At 47.0% G+C, this 19,414-nt stretch carries 18 protein-coding genes; 4 read left to right on the forward strand and 14 right to left on the reverse strand.

The features are described from left to right. Positions 1-76: 76 nt before the first annotated feature. The 3 genes from ccpA to AC3ITG_RS22175 form a co-directional block, all read right to left on the reverse strand. Complete coding sequence (ccpA, locus tag AC3ITG_RS22165; protein WP_024631149.1) at positions 77-1,090, reverse strand: catabolite control protein A; 1,014 nt, start codon at positions 1,088-1,090, stop codon at positions 77-79. A 92-nt stretch (positions 1,091-1,182) separates the two neighbouring features. Further along, positions 1,183-1,530 (reverse strand): bacillithiol system redox-active protein YtxJ, encoded by a 348-nt coding sequence (ytxJ, locus tag AC3ITG_RS22170; RefSeq protein WP_064636572.1) that lies wholly within the window; start codon positions 1,528-1,530, stop codon positions 1,183-1,185. A gap of 121 nt (positions 1,531-1,651) precedes the next feature. Next, entirely contained in the window at positions 1,652-2,065 is a 414-nt protein-coding gene (locus AC3ITG_RS22175) for a hypothetical protein (protein WP_413372558.1), read from the reverse strand. Between the two features lie 274 nt (positions 2,066-2,339). Here AC3ITG_RS22175 and AC3ITG_RS22180 point away from each other — a divergent pair, with 274 nt between their 5' ends. After that, the gene (locus AC3ITG_RS22180; protein ID WP_064636568.1) at positions 2,340-2,867 is read left to right on the forward strand and encodes a type 1 glutamine amidotransferase domain-containing protein; all 528 of its coding nucleotides are present in this window, start codon (positions 2,340-2,342) and stop codon (positions 2,865-2,867) included. Positions 2,868-2,981: 114 nt separating this feature from the next. On the opposite strand, the gene ptsP is transcribed toward AC3ITG_RS22180, so the two are convergent. From ptsP to aroA, 4 genes are all read right to left on the reverse strand, one after another. Continuing rightward, entirely contained in the window at positions 2,982-4,742 is a 1,761-nt protein-coding gene (gene ptsP, locus AC3ITG_RS22185) for a phosphoenolpyruvate--protein phosphotransferase (protein WP_489251378.1), read from the reverse strand. Then, positions 4,739-6,619, reverse strand: coding sequence for a glucose PTS transporter subunit IIA (locus tag AC3ITG_RS22190; protein ID WP_489251379.1), 1,881 nt, complete (start codon positions 6,617-6,619; stop codon positions 4,739-4,741). The genes ptsP and AC3ITG_RS22190 overlap by 4 nt, the downstream gene beginning before the upstream one ends. Positions 6,620-6,891: 272 nt before the next feature. Then, positions 6,892-7,326, reverse strand: coding sequence for a CoA-binding protein (locus AC3ITG_RS22195; RefSeq protein ID WP_053784277.1), 435 nt, complete (start codon positions 7,324-7,326; stop codon positions 6,892-6,894). 59 nt (positions 7,327-7,385) lie between these two features. After that, positions 7,386-8,681, reverse strand: coding sequence for a 3-phosphoshikimate 1-carboxyvinyltransferase (aroA, locus tag AC3ITG_RS22200; protein WP_489251380.1), 1,296 nt, complete (start codon positions 8,679-8,681; stop codon positions 7,386-7,388). Between the two features lie 164 nt (positions 8,682-8,845). Between aroA and AC3ITG_RS22205 the strand changes: the two genes are divergently transcribed. After that, the gene (locus tag AC3ITG_RS22205) at positions 8,846-9,151 is read left to right on the forward strand and encodes a rhodanese-like domain-containing protein (protein WP_489251381.1); all 306 of its coding nucleotides are present in this window, start codon (positions 8,846-8,848) and stop codon (positions 9,149-9,151) included. Positions 9,152-9,427: 276 nt separating this feature from the next. Here the strand turns inward: AC3ITG_RS22205 and AC3ITG_RS22210 are convergent, their stop codons facing one another. The 3 genes from AC3ITG_RS22210 to AC3ITG_RS22220 all read right to left on the reverse strand — a co-directional run bounded on the left by AC3ITG_RS22210 (position 9,428) and on the right by AC3ITG_RS22220 (position 12,638). Next, entirely contained in the window at positions 9,428-9,937 is a 510-nt protein-coding gene (locus AC3ITG_RS22210) for a shikimate kinase (protein ID WP_231952443.1), read from the reverse strand. Positions 9,938-10,457: 520 nt separating this feature from the next. After that, the gene (gndA, locus tag AC3ITG_RS22215; RefSeq protein ID WP_489251382.1) at positions 10,458-11,867 is read right to left on the reverse strand and encodes an NADP-dependent phosphogluconate dehydrogenase; all 1,410 of its coding nucleotides are present in this window, start codon (positions 11,865-11,867) and stop codon (positions 10,458-10,460) included. Between the two features lie 171 nt (positions 11,868-12,038). Then, a complete protein-coding gene (locus tag AC3ITG_RS22220) occupies positions 12,039-12,638 on the reverse strand; it encodes a hypothetical protein (RefSeq protein ID WP_489251383.1) in 600 nt (199 codons plus the stop codon). 218 nt (positions 12,639-12,856) lie between these two features. Here AC3ITG_RS22220 and AC3ITG_RS22225 point away from each other — a divergent pair, with 218 nt between their 5' ends. Further along, complete coding sequence (locus AC3ITG_RS22225; RefSeq protein WP_489251384.1) at positions 12,857-13,483, forward strand: YktB family protein; 627 nt, start codon at positions 12,857-12,859, stop codon at positions 13,481-13,483. A gap of 176 nt (positions 13,484-13,659) precedes the next feature. Here the strand turns inward: AC3ITG_RS22225 and AC3ITG_RS22230 are convergent. Both AC3ITG_RS22230 and AC3ITG_RS22235 read right to left on the reverse strand, forming a co-directional pair. Next, positions 13,660-14,987, reverse strand: a protein-coding gene (locus tag AC3ITG_RS22230; protein WP_489251385.1) for an IS3 family transposase whose coding sequence is annotated in 2 segments (ribosomal slippage) — positions 13,660-14,618 and positions 14,618-14,987 — 1,329 coding nt in all. Because the reading frame shifts where the segments join, the coding sequence is not laid out codon by codon here. A 146-nt stretch (positions 14,988-15,133) separates the two neighbouring features. Beyond that, positions 15,134-16,426 (reverse strand): MFS transporter, encoded by a 1,293-nt coding sequence (locus tag AC3ITG_RS22235; protein WP_413372563.1) that lies wholly within the window; start codon positions 16,424-16,426, stop codon positions 15,134-15,136. Between the two features lie 294 nt (positions 16,427-16,720). Between AC3ITG_RS22235 and AC3ITG_RS22240 the strand changes: the two genes are divergently transcribed. Beyond that, positions 16,721-18,196, forward strand: a complete 1,476-nt coding sequence (locus AC3ITG_RS22240) for an aminotransferase class I/II-fold pyridoxal phosphate-dependent enzyme (protein WP_489254513.1) — start codon at positions 16,721-16,723, stop codon at positions 18,194-18,196. Between the two features lie 240 nt (positions 18,197-18,436). On the opposite strand, the gene AC3ITG_RS22245 is transcribed toward AC3ITG_RS22240, so the two are convergent. After that, entirely contained in the window at positions 18,437-18,754 is a 318-nt protein-coding gene (locus tag AC3ITG_RS22245; RefSeq protein ID WP_063565566.1) for a DUF1292 domain-containing protein, read from the reverse strand. Positions 18,755-18,851: 97 nt separating this feature from the next. Beyond that, positions 18,852-19,406, reverse strand: coding sequence for a stalk domain-containing protein (locus tag AC3ITG_RS22250; RefSeq protein ID WP_076288201.1), 555 nt, complete (start codon positions 19,404-19,406; stop codon positions 18,852-18,854). Between the last annotated feature and the right edge of the window lie 8 nt (positions 19,407-19,414).

Below are 19,414 nucleotides of genomic sequence, written 5' to 3' on the forward strand. Positions count from 1 at the left end.
GAGAGAATGCCTTCTCCCTCTCTTAAAACCATTGCCATTTCAATCAGAAATGACGATGAACCATCCAAGCCTGTATTTAAACTACGTCTGCATGGCTTACAGACAGACGAAGAATCGTTTCATGCGGCAAAATAACCCGTGGGTTTTCCACATTTTCTTTCTTCATCAGCTTGGTCAGCAAACGCATCGCTACAGCGCCCAAGTCATACATCGGTTGAGCTACAGTAGTCAACTGAGGACGGACCATGGAAGCCATACGAATGTTATCCACACTGATGATGGAGAAGTCATCCGGTACTTTCAGACCTTCATCCTGAATGCTGTGAATAGCACCAATTGCCATCTCATCTGTTGCAGCGAAGATTGCCGATGGTTTTTTCTTCAATCCGAGGAAATACTTCATCGCTTCTACACCGGACTCATAACGATAGTTACCAATGCGTACGAGATCCTCCTGATATTCCATACCTGCTGCTTCAAGCGCTTTCTTGTACCCTTGGAAACGGGCATAACCGTTGGCAGGATCTTGCAGTGTACCACTGATCATTGCGATTTCCTTGTGTCCATGACGGATCAACGTATTTACAGCGTCAAATGCCGCTGCTTCATGATCGATATCTACAGAAGGGTACGTGCCCTTCTCGTCACTTGTTGCACAGAGAACAATCGGCACAGCCGCTGATTGGAACGCCTGAATATGCTCGTCCGTCACAGTTCCACCCATGAATAGCAGACCGTCCACTTGTTTCTCCAACAACGTGTTAATTACACGAATTTCTTTTTCTTTCTTCTTATCCGCGTTACACAAAATAATGTTGTAGTGATACATATTCGCAATATCTTCAATTCCGCGAGCAATCTCTGCAAAGGTTGAGTTCGAAATGTCCGGAATAACGACCCCGACCGTGGTTGTCTTCTTGCTCGCCAAGCCTCTGGCTACCGCATTCGGACGATATCCCAACCGATCGATGGCTTCATATACTTTTTTGCGTGTCTGTGGCTTAACATTAGGGTTATTATTAACAACCCGTGATACCGTTGCCATAGAGACACCGGCTTCACGTGCCACATCATAAATGGTTACCGTCACAGTACTTCTCTCCATTACCAGTAAATTTTCATACCATTTTCATTAAGATTTATATTACGACAAATTTATGCATTAATCAATTAAAATAGGCTTTAGGACTCACGCAGTGCTTTCGTGATTGTGGTTGAAGTAATATTCGAGTGGGAAGTATGCCATACAGGAATTCCCTTTTTGACTAGAATCGCCTGCGGAGATTCGTGCTTAACACCCAGCTTGTCCGCTGCTTCATTGGACACAGGGCGATCTTCCACTACATAAATGATACCGTATTTCACTTGTTCACTTGGACTATTTTGCAAATAATCGTTCATCTCCTGATAGGCGTTCGCGCTGATCGGGCAGCGTGTACTGTGCTTAAACAGAAGCAAGGGTTGATCCTCGGTAGCCTCCACTGCGGAGTTTAGCTGTTCAATACTTGTCATTTTAGTCATGTCAGCCATTTGATATACATCCCCCTTTACCAGGATTACCGCTATGTTGAGCGTTTTCACTCTACGATATCTTAACAAAAAGCGGGCGAAAAAGCCAATTTTCATGAAAACAAGCATTTTGCACGTCAAATTAGACAGCATTCGAGAAGTGCGCCTGCCATACAAAGCCGGATAATTGACCTAATCTGCGCTGTGTTATTTCGATCCATTCTTCATCATTAGACTCTTGGGCGTAACCCATAATATCCAGCAGCAGGTTAATTCTCTCCTCCACAGCATGTTGCATTCGATGCTCCATCTCACGATCCGTTGCATCCGGCCAAGCCAGCAGTTGTTCATGGAAGAGGTCCGCAAGTTCATTTCGCTCTCCAAACGATACATCCTGTTTTGTTGGCTGTTCACCGAGTGTACTGATGCACTCTTTCAAATCCGGCTTGACCGGTTGAAGCACTTCATAGGAAACGCAGTCTGTACAAGCAAATACAGGTACGTTACGAATCTCTACCTTTTTGGCATATACCACCGTTCTTAATTCCAGTTCCATTACATGTCCGCATCTGCACGTCTTACGCACAGTCATCACCTCATTCGTTCTATACTCTTATATAGATACCATTCGACCTATTTCCGCTCAAATCCTGCTATAAACCAGAGGTTGCACAAATTACCACTGTCTCCAGATGAAGGTTGTCGAATGTAGGCGTTCATTGAGTTGTAATCGCTTCCCCAATGGCGAGATTGCATGACGATGAAGTCACCATGAGAATCTGTTACAATAAAGACGCTATGTGCTAATTACCGCAAAAGGAGAGATGATGATGATGAGATTAACAGGCAAAAAAGTCATCGCCCTGGTCGATGAAGAATTCGAAGATCTGGAACTGTGGTATCCGGTACATCGTGTTCGTGAAGAAGGCGCTGAGGTGCATCTCGCCGGAGAGAAAAAAGGCAAAACCTACATTGGTAAATATGGTGTTCCCGCCGAGGCGGAATACAGTTTTGATGAACTGGATAGTTCACAATATGATGGTATTCTTGTACCCGGGGGCTGGGCACCGGACAAGCTTCGTCGCTATCCCAAAGTACTTGAGCTCGTCAAGGAAATGCATGCGGATCGTAAGCCGATTGGACAGATCTGTCACGCAGGTTGGGTACTGATATCCGCCAAAATACTGGACGGGGTTACGGTCACATCTACACCGGGTATCCGGGATGACATGGAAAATGCCGGAGCCATCTGGAAAGATGAAGCCGTTGTTGTGGATGGACACATCATTTCAGCTCGCCGTCCACCTGATCTTCCGCCGTATGGCAAAGCATTTTGCGATGCACTTGCTGAAAAATAAAACAAAGCCCCGCGCCATATGGCGTGGGGCTTTATCGTTAAAAAAAGACTATTTTACAAAATTGTACAAAAGTTAACATTTTCAATTAAAGGTATTTATTTGAAAATATCCCATTCAAGATGCATTCGATCCACTCTGTTCATCTGGACTGCCCATCGAATCATTGAAGACCTGTAGGCGCTCTTCGATGTCTGCACTTGTCCGCAGGCTGAAGCAATCATGGGCTGCCTCTTTGGCAACCGCAGCCGTCGTATTCAATACCCTGTGCTTCACACGCAGCAAGGATTGTGGAGACATACTCAGGTTGCTAATCCCCAGCTCCAGCCATAGGGGAATCGAACGCTCGTCTCCTGCCATCTCTCCGCAAACACTGACATCAATGCCTGCCGTATGAGCCGCATCGACTGTTGCGCGAAGCATACGAAGTACAGCCGGGTGATACGGATGGTACATATGTGCGATCTGCTCATTCATTCGGTCTACAGCCAGTACATATTGCACGAGATCATTGGTACCGATACTGAAGAAATCAGCTTCTTCGGCAAGCAAATCGGCGATCATCACCGCTGCCGGAACCTCAATCATGATGCCCACCTGAATATGCGGATCGTACAACAATTTGCGCTCGTCCAGATCAGACATCGCTTCACGCAGGATTTCATTGGCCTCCTGAAGTTCTTCTACCGAAGAGATCATCGGATACATAATTTTGACATTGCCCGCAGCACTGGCCCGAAGAATGGCCGTGAGCTGTGTTTTGAACAGATCTTTGCGGTCCAAACTGATCCGAATCGCACGATATCCGAGAAATGGATTATCTTCTTCTGGCAGTTCAAAGTAATCTAGCTGCTTGTCACCACCAATATCGAGCGTACGAATAACGACAGACTGTCCTGCAGTTTTCTCAGCGACAAGACGATAGACCTCATACTGTTCCTGCTCACCCGGGAACGTAGCACGGTCCATGTATAGGAACTCTGTCCGGAACAACCCCACGCCCTTCGCCCCATGTTTCAATGCCATATCCAGTTCCTTGACGGAACTGATGTTAGAAGCCAGATGCAGTACGGAGCCGTCTTTGGTTACGGCATCCACTGTTGCAAGTACCTGCAACTGCTCTTTTTTCTTCAATTGTTTGCTGCGAATCATCGTGTAGCGTTCAATTGTCTTGCGATCCGGCTCCGTAAATACGAGGCCATTATCTCCATCGACAACCAACATATCTCCGGTCTCCACCGGCATGCCAAGACTCGCTTCCAGACCGGAAACGAGAGGAATGCCAAGGGCACGAGCCATAATTGCCGAATGTGACGTTTTGCCTCCGATAAGTGTCACAATGCCCAGCACATGGCTTGGATTCAAATGCGCTAATTGAGAGGGAGACAGCTCTTTGGCCACGAGTATATAAGGCTGGGTATCCGATGGAAGCGTAATTTCCGGTGCGCCCAGCAGATGCTTTAACAAACGGTTACCCACGTCCTTGATGTCGATGGCCCGCTCCTTCATATACTCGTCTTCGAGCAGATCAAACATGGTGACAAAATGATCAATGGCCTCTTTGACGGCTACTTCTGCTGCTTTGTACTGCCGTTCAATAATGCCGCGAATTTCGTTCATGAACACCGGATCTTCCAGAATGGCCAGATGCGCATCAAAGATGCTGGACTCTTCAGGACCGACGACTTCCTTGAACTCGTTCTTGATATATTCAATCTCATCCTTCGATGTCCGTATGCCCTCGTACAGCCGTTCGAACTCTTGGGCGAGATCCACCGAATCCATCTTCTGATCCGGCAGATCCCATTCCCAACTGGGCAGGACAAATGCTTTGCCGATGGCTATGCCTGCAGCGCCGTTGATGCCTTGTATCTTCATTCTACCCCTCCAACGTTCCTGTCATAGAGCACCACGGACATAACGGATGCCTGACCTTTCTTAACTTGCTTAAATGGAGCAAAGCTCCATGATTTGACACGATCGGGATTCGTGATGACCATCGGTGTCGTCAGCGATGCCGCCTCGGCTCGCAATACAGCCAGGTCAAACTTGATTAACAACTGACCGGGCTCCACCGTATCCCCTTCCTGAACAAAGGCTTCAAAGTGGCCTTTCAGTTGGGATGTGTCAATACCGATATGCAACAGGACCTCAAGTCCTTCCCTGGTGGAGATGCCCAAGGCATGCATCGTTGGATACATGTGCATAATCGTTCCGTACACGGGTGAAACCAGCTCTCCCTTTTCCGGGACAAAGGCTACACCATCGCCCACAAGCTTGGCTGCAAAAATCTGATCCGGCACGTCTTCAATCGGCAGCATTTTGCCTTGCACAGGAGCACAGAACAGAACCTGTTGCAGATCCCGTTCGAGCAGCTTCGCAATCTCTTCCCGGATTAATTCCGAATAGGTGCCAAATACCACTTGTACGTTACCGCCACCCAGCTTGATGAGCCCTGCAGACCCCATACTCTTCATTGCACCTGTATCAATTAAGCGATCATTATGCACTGTGAGTCGAAGTCGTGTAATACATGCCTCTACCTGCACAATGTTTTCTTTCCCGCCCAATGCTTCCAAAATAAGAGGAGCTTGATAAGGAATGTTACCTACCCAATCTTCCAGCATGGACCCCTCTTCGCGTCCTGGAGTTGGAATCTTGAACGTGCGAATCGCCCACCTAAACAGGAAATAATAGACTAACCCATATAGTATGCCAATCGGTATGAGCTTCCAAGCATTCTCCGATAGATGGAAATTGAGTATGTAGTCAATAATGCCAGCCGAGTAGGAGAAACCATGGCGTATATCAAGCCAGTAACTGATCCACATTGCAAGTCCTGACATGACTGCATGCACGATGAACAGATAAGGTGCCGCAAACAAAAAGGCAAACTCAATCTGCTCCGAGACCCCTGTCAGAAAACAAACGAGTGCGGAAGTGAGAAAAGTTTTTTTGATTTTCGGCTTCAGGTCTTCCCTTGCCTCCTGAATAATCGCAAAGGCAATCGCTGGAATCGCAAACATCATGATCGGGAATAACCCGGCCATAAAATACCCTGCTGTTGGATCACCCGCAAAAAATCGCGGCAAATCCCCTTGTACAATATTGCCGTCTGCTGTTTCATACGTCCCCAGTTGGAACCAGAACACATTGTTAAGCAGATGATGCAGTCCGAAGGCCACCAGCACCCTGTACAAGACCCCATATATAAACAGCCCAAAACCGCCGAGACTGTATTCCCAGGTGGCGATGGCGTTCAATGCATGTTGCAGAATGGGTGCGATCCATAACATAAAGAAGGAGAACAGTGCCGAGCACAGCCCTACGATGAGCAAAACAAACCTCGAACCACCGAAAAATTGTAAGATCTCGGGTAGTTTAATACTTTTAAAGCGATTATGCGTCACCCCGGCAAGTGCGCCGAGAATAATTCCGATTAAGGAAGCAGGTTGAACGGTGCCATCCCCGAAATTGCGAGTCACCTGATCATATATCACAATACCAGCCAGAGCAGCGAGTCCCGCTTGTCCGGCCTGGTTGGAGAGTCCCAGCGCTACACCGACAGCGAACAAATACGGCAAAAAATAAAAAATACCGTGTCCGGCCACGGTAGACACTTCACCAACAACTTTCAATCCCCAGGCGTCCCAGGGCAAACTGCCAACACTCAGCAAAATTGCGGCGGCGGGCAGGACCATTGTAGGCAGCATTACCGCTCGTCCGAGCTGCTGCAAGGATCCGAGCCAATTCATGGCGACCTCTCCTTTCTATCCTAGATGGTAAGCTTTACGCAACGTTTTGTCAAAGCAAAACAGTAACCTGTTGGTAATTTGTATTTCTCTCCCGCCAGGCATGACAAAAAGGAGGGTATTTCTTTGGTCCTCCAATGATTAAATGGAGCGGAATACCGCTTAAATTTAACTTCATTCGATCCTCTAATCTGCAAAGTATATTTTATATTCCAATTATACAACAGAAAAAATCCCGTCAACTCGAGGTTAACGGGATTTTTAGTGATCGAGATTTAACCGCGTCCAGCACCGCGCAGAACGATGGAATCCTCTACCTTGATACAACGATTCGTTACCGCTGTCATACCGTTCTCAGCAGCAATCTGTACGGCTTCATCGCTGTGGATACCAAGCTGAAGCCACAATACATTTGCTTTGATCGCCGCAGCTTCACGAGCGACATCCGCGCAATATTCATCACGGCGGAATACGTTCACGATATCTACCGGCTCAGGGATATCCGCCAGGGTCGCATATACCGTCTCACCGAGAATCTCACCTTGTACCTGTGGATTTACCGGGATGATGCGATAACCTCTGCTTTGCATGGCTTCCGCTACCATATAGGAAGTGCGATCTGATTTGTCCGATAAGCCGACGACTGCGATGTTGCCTGCCTTGCGTAAAAGTTGTCCAATTTCTTCACGAGTAGGATTGTTAAATTCCATGTTCAAGCACCATCCTTTTCTGATTAAAGTGCGTGTTCAAAAGACAGGTTTTCAGTTATTTACTCTTTTACCCATTGAACCGAGGCGCCAAGCGCCTGCAAATGATCGAAATATTGCGGATAAGACTTGGCTACATGGTGTGCATCCCGAATACGAAGCGGTTCTTTGGTACGCAGACCGACAACGGTCAGTGCCATAATTACGCGATGATCGTAGTGAGCGTTAATTTCAACGCCGCCTTCGACGCCTTCCGGACGACCATGTACGATAATCTCGGCCTGACGTTCTTCTACGTTGGCTCCTGCCTTCCGCAGTTCGTTCAAATAATCTGTAATTCGGTCACATTCCTTGTAACGTAAGTTCTCTACATTATAGAACCGTGAGGTTCCTTCCGCAAACACTGCCGCCGCTACCATGGCCAAAACCGCGTCTGTCGCGGCATCTCCATCGAATTCCACGGCTTTCAATGTACCGTTACCTTGCACATGTACCACATCGTTCTCATGCGTCAACGGCACTTCCATCATACGCAGAACGTCAACAATAGCACGCTCACCTTGTTTGCTCTGTTCCATCAATCGCAAAATTTTAACATCTGATTGGGTGACAGCCGCGGCCGCGAGGACAGCTGCTGAACCCGGATAGTCTCCTTGAACCGTATATGTTTGCGGTTTATAGGCTTGGCCGCCAGGTACGCGGAAGGACATGTAATCATCACTTGCATGAATGACGATACCCGCCTGTTCCAGTACTTCCAGCGTCTGACCAATGACCACTTTAGATTTCAAGTCGTTCAATACTTCAATCGTGCTGTCTTCGGCCAGAAGCGGAGTTACAAACAGTAACGCGCTCAAATACTGGGAGCTGACGGAACCGGATACACGGATATGTCCACCCTTAGCCTGCCCCCCTTTGATCGTGATTGGCAAGCGCCCTTGTTCGTGCTGTACCTCAACACCGAGCTGACCAAGCGCATCGATCAGGTCATCATGTGGACGTTTACCAAGAGAATCCGGGTACGTATTTACAAACGTAACCTCAGGACAAAGTGCCGTTACCCCCATCAGGAAACGCAGCACTGCACCCGCATTGCCTACATTCAATTCACGCACATCACGTGGATGGCTGCCAAAGCCCTTAATGACGATTTTGCTGTCATCTTCTTCAAGCACCGCTCCAAGATCACGAATACATCTGCGCATAGCGTCACTATCTTCACTGTGAGCCGGGTAATGGATCGTACTCGTGCCTTCTGCCAGCGCAGCAGCTAGCAAGTAGCGTGTGGTGTAGTTTTTGGAAGACAAAGCTCCAATTTCCCCGTTCAGGGATGGTGTCGGTTTAACGATAACGTCCATGGATGAAATTCTCCTTCATTGATTATAATGTGCTTCGTTAGATGATCCTGTTACGTATTTGGTTCAGAGTACATACGGTGATGCTGTACTGCCAAATTGACATTCCATACATCGCTTGGGTATCATTATAGGCGTTAAGTCCATACAGAAAAGAGGACCTGAATATGACACAAATTGCTGAAATTGAAACTTCTGAGCTGCGCCGCCGTTTGCAGGCGGGAGAGAAGCTGCAGATGATAGACGTTCGTGAGGACGATGAAGTCGCACAAGGCATGATCGAGGGAGCGAAACACATCCCACTTGGACAGATTCCGGACAGACTGTCCGAAATCCAAAAGTCTGGTGAGATTGTTCTGATCTGCCGCAGTGGATACCGTAGCGAGCGTGCTTGTGAGTACTTGCAGCAGCTCGGATATGATGGCTGCACCAATATGGCTGGCGGCATGTTGCAATGGCAAGAGGAAGACTAAATAGCATCAGGATCGGGGGTAAAAGTTAGGATAACTGCAATCAGCAGTTCTCGGTAACCACTGTGCATCCTGATCCTTAAGTCAGTCAAACGGGCCAATCGGCCCGTTTTTCACATCGTTCTAACGCGATCACATGGCTTCATTCCCACTTTAAATCCTTCGGCATATCTTCTTCCGTATGCGAAATGTAAATGTATCCCTCTAATGCATCGACCTGCACTCATGTGTAGTGTCTATCCCTAAACTCACTGACGAGAAAATGAAATAATTACAAGCTTAGACGCGGTAATGCGCTAAAATTAAACGAGTCACTTCAGAAGCGGATAACTCGGTTGTATCCACCGTGTAATGCGCAAACCGGTATGCGTCCTTCCGTTCCTGCATAATGGTCTGAATGCGTTCCTCGGCATTACCTGCCAAGAGCGGACGGTTCTCGCAGCCGCTGACGCGTTCTACTATCACTGCCGGATCAGCAGTCAGGGCAACCACCCAGCCGTTCTTCGACATGACATCACAGTTGTCCGAACGCAGAACCACACCGCCTCCGGTTGCAATCACTTGCGCCTTTTTCTCTAACACCGAGCACAACATGCGACTCTCGGCGTCGCGGAAATACGTCTCTCCCTTGCCTGTGAACAACTCAGGAATCGTACAGCCTTCCTCTTTTTCCACCGCGGCGTCCACATCAATCAGTCGGTAACCCAGCTCGCGTGCGAGCATGTCAGCAACGGTTGATTTGCCAGTTCCCATCATGCCGATGAGAATAATATTGTTAGACTTGCTCAAGGTGTACACTCCTTTAATTCAAGCAATTCGTGAGCACTTTTGTCCTATCATAACACAGCCCTGCGGACGGGGGAAGGCCATAGTATGACGACTTCCCTCCAAGCATCCGCAAGCACTTCCAGAGCATATCGAAGCATGTCCATGTACTCCAAACGATTTTAACGAACTCAGATAAGTTTATTTTTAAATTATAGGCGATTTTAAAATTCTAACGAATCTCAGAAAACTTATTTCACAAGAACACCCTCAAAACAGCGCAATTTCGCTCTAAATGTTCTAAATAGGATCTTCTGAGTTCGTTAGAGAATAGAAAAGGTTAATATCCACGAAATAGAGCATCTCAGGTTCGTAAGATGTAGGACCAGCTTACACATACGGTAAAATAAAGAGACCTGGAGCTCATCGGTATGAACCGACTCTCCAAGTCCCCTTTTCAAGATTCTGTCCATGCCTTTCTTTCAGCCAAGGCTCCTGATTCAGGACACTTTAGCCAAATCTCACGGACTTGCGATATACGTTATTATTCCATCCAGTTGTGGTGGAAGCTACCTTCTTTATCCAGACGTTTGAACGTATGAGCACCAAAGTAGTCACGTTGTGCTTGCAACAGGTTCGCAGGCAAACGCTCTGTACGGTAGCTATCGTAGTAGGATAATGCACTGGAGAACCCAGGAACCGGAACGCCTTGAGTTACCGCAGCAGCTACAACTTCACGCCACGCACCTTGGTAGGATTCTACAATGTTTTGGAAGTATGGATCCAGAAGCAGGTTTTTCAATGCTGCATCTTTGTCATACGCTTCTTTAATGTTTTGCAGGAACTGCGAACGGATGATGCAACCACCACGGAAGATCATGGCGATGTTGCCGTATTTCAGATCCCAACCGTATTCGTCAGATGCTGCGCGCATTTGGGCAAAGCCTTGTGCGTAGGATACGATTTTACTTGCAAACAGCGCTTTGCGCACATTCTCGATGAACGCTTTTTTGTCACCGGAGAATGCTTCAACCGCAGGTCCGTTCAAGATTTTGCTCGCTGCCACACGCTCGTCTTTCATCGCAGACAGGAAGCGGGAGAATACGGATTCCGTAATCATGGACAATGGTACGCCGAGATCCAGCGCGCTTTGGCTTGTCCATTTTCCTGTTCCTTTTTGTCCAGCTGCATCCAGAATGACATCAACCATTGGTTTGCCTGTTTCCGGATCATATTTGGAGAAGATGTCTGCCGTGATTTCGATCAGGTAGCTATCCAGCTCTCCCTGATTCCATTCTGTAAAGATGGCATGAAGCTCCTCAACGGATACATCCAACACGGATTTGAGCAGATGGTAAGCTTCACCAATCAGCTGCATATCTCCGTATTCGATACCGTTATGCACCATTTTCACATAGTGTCCGGCACCATCTGGTCCGATATATGTACAACAAGGATCGTCACCGACTTTGGCCGAAATGGCTGTCAGGATCGGTTCAACCAGCTTGTACGCACTCTCTTGTCCACCTGGCATAATTGCTGGGCCTTTCAGAGCGCCTTCTTCCCCACCGGATACACCTGTACCGATGAAGCGAATGCCTTTGTCTTCCAGCTCTTTGCTGCGACGTTGGGTGTCAGGGAAGTATGCGTTACCGCCATCAATGATGATGTCGCCCTCATCCAAATGAGGAAGCAGTTGTTCGATGGTTGCGTCGGTTGCATAACCAGCTTGTACCATGATCAGGATTTTGCGCGGGGATTCCAGGGATGCCACAAACTCTTCAATGGAGAATGTGCCTGTCAGGTTTTTACCTTCGGCTTCTTTCAGAAGATCGTTGGTTTTCTCCGGGGAACGGTTAAATACCGACACCGTGAAACCTCTGCTTTCAATGTTAAGGGCCAAATTTTTGCCCATTACTGCAAGTCCAATGACACCGATCTGTTGTTTCGCCATCTGGTCCTCCATCCTTTGCTCCAATTAATTTTATTGAAATGAACTCTCAACAATACCCCCATTTTAACGGTTTTACGCATAGAAGTGAACCCCGGACCATGGTCGCACAGCGAGAAAACACCCCAATTACCTGAGGTGTTCATCGTATTTTCATAAATACAGCGTTATATTTCAGCCTTCCAGCATCAACATGTGCCGTGACAACTGCTTTAAGACTTTACGACAGGCATTTTCTTTTTCGATATTATCCATCTGAATGGCGGCATGCAGACGCTCCAGTTCATCGTCCACTTCCATTCGCAGCAGCATGAGTCGCTCCTCGCCTTCATGCGAGAGAAACATTTCTTCCATTTCTTCCGCCGTCGGCGCAGGTTCCTTTTGAAAAATAACTCGCTGTTTGAACCCGGATACTTCAACGAGACGAATGACTTCACCAAACAAAATATTCTCCACGGTCATCTGCTGATCCTTAAATCGTTTCACAACAGCATGCCCGCGTGTATCCCCAATCAGCTTCTCCAACCATTCCGCAAGCTTTGCGTCCTTGATAATATAATCTCCGGTCATCTTGTAATTCCCACTGCGCGTCTGTTGAAAACGGAGCTTTACCAGTTTGCGTCCGGTGCGGACTGACAGAATAAAAAAGGTTTCGTCCTCGCTCCAATATAGTGAATACCCCTCACGAATAAGGTCTTTGATCAAATTTTGGATATGCCGACGGTTGAACCGCAGCTCCAGATTGCAATATTCAACTTCATAACTCTTATTCACGGCACTCCCTCCATCTGTACCGGAGATGCTCCGGCCATCTTCTTCAATCGCTTCTACTCAATCGGCTTACCCTATTTTATACTTCATTTTATGTAAGGGTACTTGGTTATTTGACTATTTTTCACCGATTGATCCGGAGGATCGCAGCTTTCCGCAAATGCACAGGGGCAAGCTCCCGTTTTTCATGATATAATGGACGCGAAATGGAGGTATACAGTATGACTTTCTCAGGTTTTAACAGCAGCGATTTTGATGTATTTCAGATTCCTGGGCTGGAACCGCGTATGGAAATGCTGATTGAACTTGTTCGTCCGAAGCTGGAAGAGCTTGGTACTGAACTTACGCCTTACCTGACAGATTTATGCGGGGAAGAGATGTTTGTCCATGTCGCCAAACACGCACGGCGTACCGTCAATCCTCCAAAGGATACGTGGGTCGCCTGGGCATCTTCTAAACGTGGATACAAAGCACTGCCTCACTTTGAAGTGGGCATGTTCGATACACATGTTTTTGTCATTTTCGCCATCATCTACGAAAGTCCGAACAAGGCTGCATTCGCCGAAGGGCTCGAACGACAGTTGGATGAAGTGCGCAGCAATCTGCCTGATCAGTACTATTGGTCCATGGATCATATGGCTCCTCACGGTACACTGCAAAAGGACATGCAGGATGAAGATTATGACAAAATCATCACCAAGCTGAAGACAGTGAAAAAAGCAGAGGTCATGTGCGGTCTGCGAATTGATCGCGATGATCCGCTTGCTGCGGATGGAGAAAAGTTCCTGAAAACGGTTCGTTCAACGTTCAAAACGCTGCTGCCGCTCTACAAGATGTCTTTGTCTTAAGTAGACATGGAGTACGGTGAACGATTAGTTCCCGGAGTTGATCACTCCGGCGGGCAGAATAATCTTCCCGTCGTTAGCTGAATGGATGCAATGGATGCACCATGCTACATAAAAAGGGAGTTCCACAACCTCTACGGTTGTAAAATGTACCCCTTGTAAAGGACAATTTAAAAAGGTTAGGCAACTTCAAGCTGCTGTCTGTATCGTGCAGGCGGCAGCTTGTTTAAGTTCCATTGACCTCGATAATGATTGTAATAAATCATGTAGCTTTTCACTTCTTGCTTGACCTCTTCCAAGGTCATACACGTTTTAAAGTTCGTTTCATCTTTAAAATGCCCAAAAAATGATTCTTGTGGAGCGTTATCCCAACAGTTTCCTCGACGCGACATGGATTGTCCCAGCCCCATATTCTTCACAAGCTTTTGGAACTTTGGGTTCGTATAGTGAAAACCTTGATCTGAATGAATCAACGCATCTGAGGTGAGGTGACGATGCTTTTTGAGTTGATTCAACGTCTCAATCGCAATGTCCAAACCGAGTGAAGCAGAGACTTCATAAGCTAAAATCTCATTCGTTTCAGCATCTTTAATGGTCGATAAGTAGGCTCGCTTATTTTTCCCATAAGTTAAATACGTGATGTCCGTTAATAGTACCTTGCCTGCAATCCCTTGCTTAAAAGCTCGATTTAACGTGTTAGGACAGGTTCGATGCTCTTGGGTCGCTTTGGCCATACGACGTGCGGGATTAGCTTTTCGAATCGGACAAACGATGTTGTACTTTTGCATGACACGACGAATTCGCTTGAGATTGTATATGACTCCATATTGGTGCTCCAGCGTCATTTTAATTTGACGGGCGCCTTTCTTTCTTCCACGGTAATGGTAGGCTTTCAGAACGATGGCTTTCACTTTCTGATCGTCTTGTTCCTGATTTTGACGATGTAACCTGGCATCTTCGCTACAATATTGGTAATAGCCCGAACGTGAAACTCCAGCAATTTCACAAAGAACATGCACCTTGCGTTGGAAAGGGTATGTATGCATCATCTGTTGAATCAGTTCGAATTTTTGCCGCGTACTTAGTTGGATTTCTTTTTTCTCATCTGCCTTTCGAGTTGATCGAGCTTTTTTAAGAATTCATTCTCCGCTTCAAGCCATTTCATTTTCGCTTCCAAACGGGCATATTTTTCTTCAAGACTTAATTCACGGGTCAGAGGACGGCCTGAAGCGTGTATTCTACCGTCTGTTAATCCAGCAGGTCCTTGTTCTTGAAAAGCCGCACGCCATCGATTGGAAGCCTTTCGAATTCGGGTTGCACCCAAGACGTCAATGGGAAAGCCTGCTTCCTGAAAAATCTCACGGGGAAGCGTACCTTGACTGTATTCTTGAATAAATCGTTCTTTGAACGCATCCGTGTACGTAATAGCTTTAGCGCTGACATTTTTCACATAGGGATTTCTTCTTAACTGATCTTGCTCTTGAGTTGTAAAGCATTTCTTTGACATCCGCTTGACCACCGCTCGTTTTTTATTCATTGTACACAAAAAGACCCTACAAGATGACCTTTTTTAAAGTGTCCATCTTATAGGGTACATTTTATTGTTGGAACTCCCTTTTCTTATTGGATCAACCTTATCAGACTTCAATAGCATCATTTGGCAGGAGCTGTACGATACGGTTTACGGGATAACACATAGTGCACAACAGCAAGTCCAGCCATAACGACAGCACTTCCGATAAATGGAGCCGGATGACTAATGTGATCCCACAGCAGTCCGGATACAATCGGTCCTACGACCATGCCTGAACCCTGAAGAGTCAGGAAGAAACCCCAGATCGCTCCGCGTTCTCCTTTGGGAATCAATGTGGCTACAAACGCATTCCAAGCCGGGAGAATCATCGCATAGCTGACGCCAACCAGCATCACGATACCGAACACAACAGGAATAGACGTAATGGAAGAAAAAGCAAACAAGCTCACTGCTGCCATCAAAAAACCGATGTTCAGGAACGGTGCCGTTCCAAACCGGTCTACCATTTTCCCTACAGGCAACAGTGCAATGACCGTAATGCCACCACCCGCTATCAGCAACAAGCTGTACAGGTTGGGCGAGATGTGCAGGTCTGTGCGAGTGTATAGGGTAATCACGGGACTGAGAAGACCAATAACAAAGGACTGCATGAACAGTGCAGGATATACGAGCGGATTCACATTAAGGGTGCTGCGTACCCGTTGCAATGTGCCCTGGACACTGTTTTTGAGTCGGATGAAAGGCGTAAGAATATTCGGTTTAGCCGGATATTTCATATCTGCCCGCTTGGTTTCACTTTCCGCATGCTCCCCCTCAACAACGACACGTCCGGGTAGAATCAAGGCCACCAGAATGACTAGAATTGCAACACCCATCAACACCAGGAAAATGGTGCGATAATCGTGATGCGTCCGTTCCAATAACCAGTTCATTCCGATCGGCCCAAGTCCAGTCCCTCCAAGTGCCGCCATCTCCAGCGCACCCATGGCTGTACCGTTCTTGTTCTGCGGCCCCGACATCGCGGTCACGCCCGTCATGGCGCAAGGCCAAAGGGGTGACGTACCAACTCCAAGAATGAGACAAGCCATGGCAAGGCCAAATGCACTTTTGAAAAATATAATCATGATTACAGCAACTAATGTACAAATTAGCGCCGTCACCATTGTTGCCCGGAACCCGATTCGTTCTGCTGCCCAGCCAGAGGGAGCCCGGAACAGATTATCTCCCAAATATTGAAGGGCAAAGGCCACACCAATCACACCAGCGGACAGGCCCAGAATATTGTCCATATACACGGGCAAAATAGCGACCAGCAGGGCACCTTTAATAATTTCAACTAGAAAAAGCGTTAGCCACATGGCGATAAAGAAAGGTGATCGCAGGATTTTGGCTGGTTTTGTATTGGTTTGCATTCTTTTTCCCCTTTCGATGCTTGCTTGCCCATCTCCTATCCTTACTGTAACCCTCGGGGATGTGTCCAAATCTCAGCAATTCAGAAAATTGTCAAGCAATACTGCTTGCATTCGGTTCTTAATTTGCTATACTCAAATTTGTTTGAGATTACAAAATGATAAGTTTTCAGCGAAGCTGAACTAAATCCGTGATCGCAAGAAAAACATCCGCTACATGCGGTCTGTCTTCATAGAATTTACGTCGAAAGACGTTTTTCTTACAAATTATAATTAGGAAAGGTTGTGACAGCACTGATGGATCACCGCCGTACGCCGCTGTTTACCGCTTTAAAAAATCACGCGGCACTCAATCCGGTGCAATTTCATATTCCGGGACATAAAAAAGGATTGGGAACGGATACCGAATTTCGTGAATTTATCGGCGATAATGCCCTCTCCATAGATTTGATTAACATCGCACCGCTAGATGATTTGCATCAGCCAACCGGTGTCATTGAGGAAGCGCAGATTCTGGCAGCCGATGCCTTCGGAGCCGATTATACCTATTTTAGTGTACAAGGCACAAGCAGTGCCATCATGACCATGATTCTGTCGGTATGTGAACCGGGTGACAAGATTATTGTGCCCCGTAATGTGCATAAATCGGTCATGTCTGCCATCATTTTCTCAGGAGCGAAACCCGTGTTCGTCTCTCCTGCGCAGGATGCCAATCTAGGGATCGATCACGGTGTCACTACAGGCGCGATCCGACGTGCTCTTGAGCGTCATCCCGAAGCCAAGGCATTGCTCGTCATTAACCCAACGTACTTCGGCGTATGTACCGATCTAAAAGAAATTGTTGAACTGGCGCATAGCTATCAGGTTCCAGTACTTGTGGATGAAGCGCATGGCGTACTCATTCATTTCCATGAAGATCTGCCGCTCTCAGCCATGGCCGCCGGGGCTGATATGGCTGCAACGAGTGTACACAAGCTGGGTGGTTCGATGACCCAGAGTTCTGTACTTAACCTGAACACGAAGAATGGATATGTGAATCCGCAACGTGTACAAACCATTCTGAGTATGTTGACTTCAACGTCGACTTCATACATCCTGCTGGCTTCGCTCGACACGTCGAGACGTAATCTGGCTCTGAATGGCCATCAGATGGCACAGAAAGCCATTGATTTGGCTGAGTTTGCAAGACGCTCCATTAATGATATGGACGGACTATATTGCTTCGGCAGAGAGCTGCTGGGCACAGAGGCTACCTTTAATTACGACCCAACCAAAGTAACCATTCATGTTCGCCACCTTGGAATTACAGGCTACGAAACAGAGAACTGGCTACGTGAGCATTACAACATCGAGGTGGAGCTCAGTGATATGTATAATATTCTGTGCCTCATCACGCCGGGAGATACGGATGACTCCGTAGAAATCTTGCTGAACGCCCTGCAAGATCTATCCCGTACGTATTATCAAGTGAATCCAGCCCATGAGCTGGTGGTTAAGGTTCCAGATGTACCACAGCTGATGCTGACTCCACGTGATGCGTTCTATGGTGATACCGAAGTCATTCCTTTCAAGGAATCCGCAGGCCGGATTATTTCGGAATTCATCTACGTATATCCACCAGGAATTCCGATTTTGCTGCCAGGTGAGGTTATCACTCAGGAAAACATTGATTACATCATTGATCATGTTGAAGTTGGACTTCCTGTAAAAGGACCCGAAGACCGTAGCGTAACCAACGTGAAAGTCATCGTGGAAGCAGATGCAATATTCTAGAACATCCACCTCTGCATGAGGTTGATCGATCTCTAAGGACCAAGCGGGATGCTTGGTCCTTTTTATTTTTTCTCCACGCAGACTTGTCCTGCCTTGGGCTTATGATCTCTGTATCGTTTGCATTTTCCCACCTATTCCACTGTCTCTATCGCAAGAAAAAACAGCATATACACCTAATAAAAAGCAAACAAAAGGCCCCCTGTGATCAAGGAGCCTTCTTGCTTTATTCCAAAAGGATGACTATTCTTGGCTTGCAACGAGTTCGTTGTACGCCGCTTCAACACGGGTCCACTCTTCTTCGTCTTCAATATTGTAGAGCACCATTTCCTCGTCTTCTTCTTCCATACGCAGAATGATGCCGTCAGCTTCAGGATTGTTACGTTCCAGCAGGAGCGCATAAACATGCTTCTCCACGTCAAACGTCTCCACCAAAACCATCTCCACGTCATTTCCGTTCTCGTCTGTCAGTGTCAGAAGAACTTCTTCATGCTCGTGGTCGTGGTCGTGGTCTTGACCGCATCCGCAGGCATCGCCGTGTTCATGTGTGTGATCGCTCATTGATATACCTCGCTTTATAAATAGAAATTGTGTAACCTTGCATATCGTAACATGTTCAATGGTTCAGGTCAATTTAACCGCCAAGGTTATTTTTGCTTCAATCGTTCAGCGCGGTAATGATTTTCTCGGCTGCCAGCACATAATTACTATTTGCATTTTCTTTAATATAAAAACCGACTTGGTACTTGCCAGCACGGCTGAAATCATACGTAAAATCGTACGTCCGGAACCAGAAGTTATCCTTCTGTGTCTTAAGCTCCTGGGACTGAATATCCTTAACCTCACCACTTGGATTGGTAATCGTCACCTTCACGGCAGCTATATCCGTTGTCAAACTGTCGACTTGTGAGAACACATTAAATTTCAACTTACCCACGTTCACGTTGCCAAACACGGTATCTCCCTTGAAGAGAAAAATATGTACATTCGGTTTGATAACCGTTACTCTCTTGTTTGTGCTATCCCATCTGGCGATTCCGCCCGCTTCCCTTACAGGTACATAGGTCGTTCCGTCAATCAGATAACCACCGTCAGCTGCTTCCTTGCCGTTAATGAGAACCCGAATCTTCTCGTTCACTGAATCTGCAAACAATAAAGACCCGCCGAGCAAGGAGAATACCGTGACACACAGCAAAATTCTTTTCCATTTCATTCCGTCAA

It is taken from the genome of Paenibacillus sp. GL_099_B, assembly GCF_057835695.1.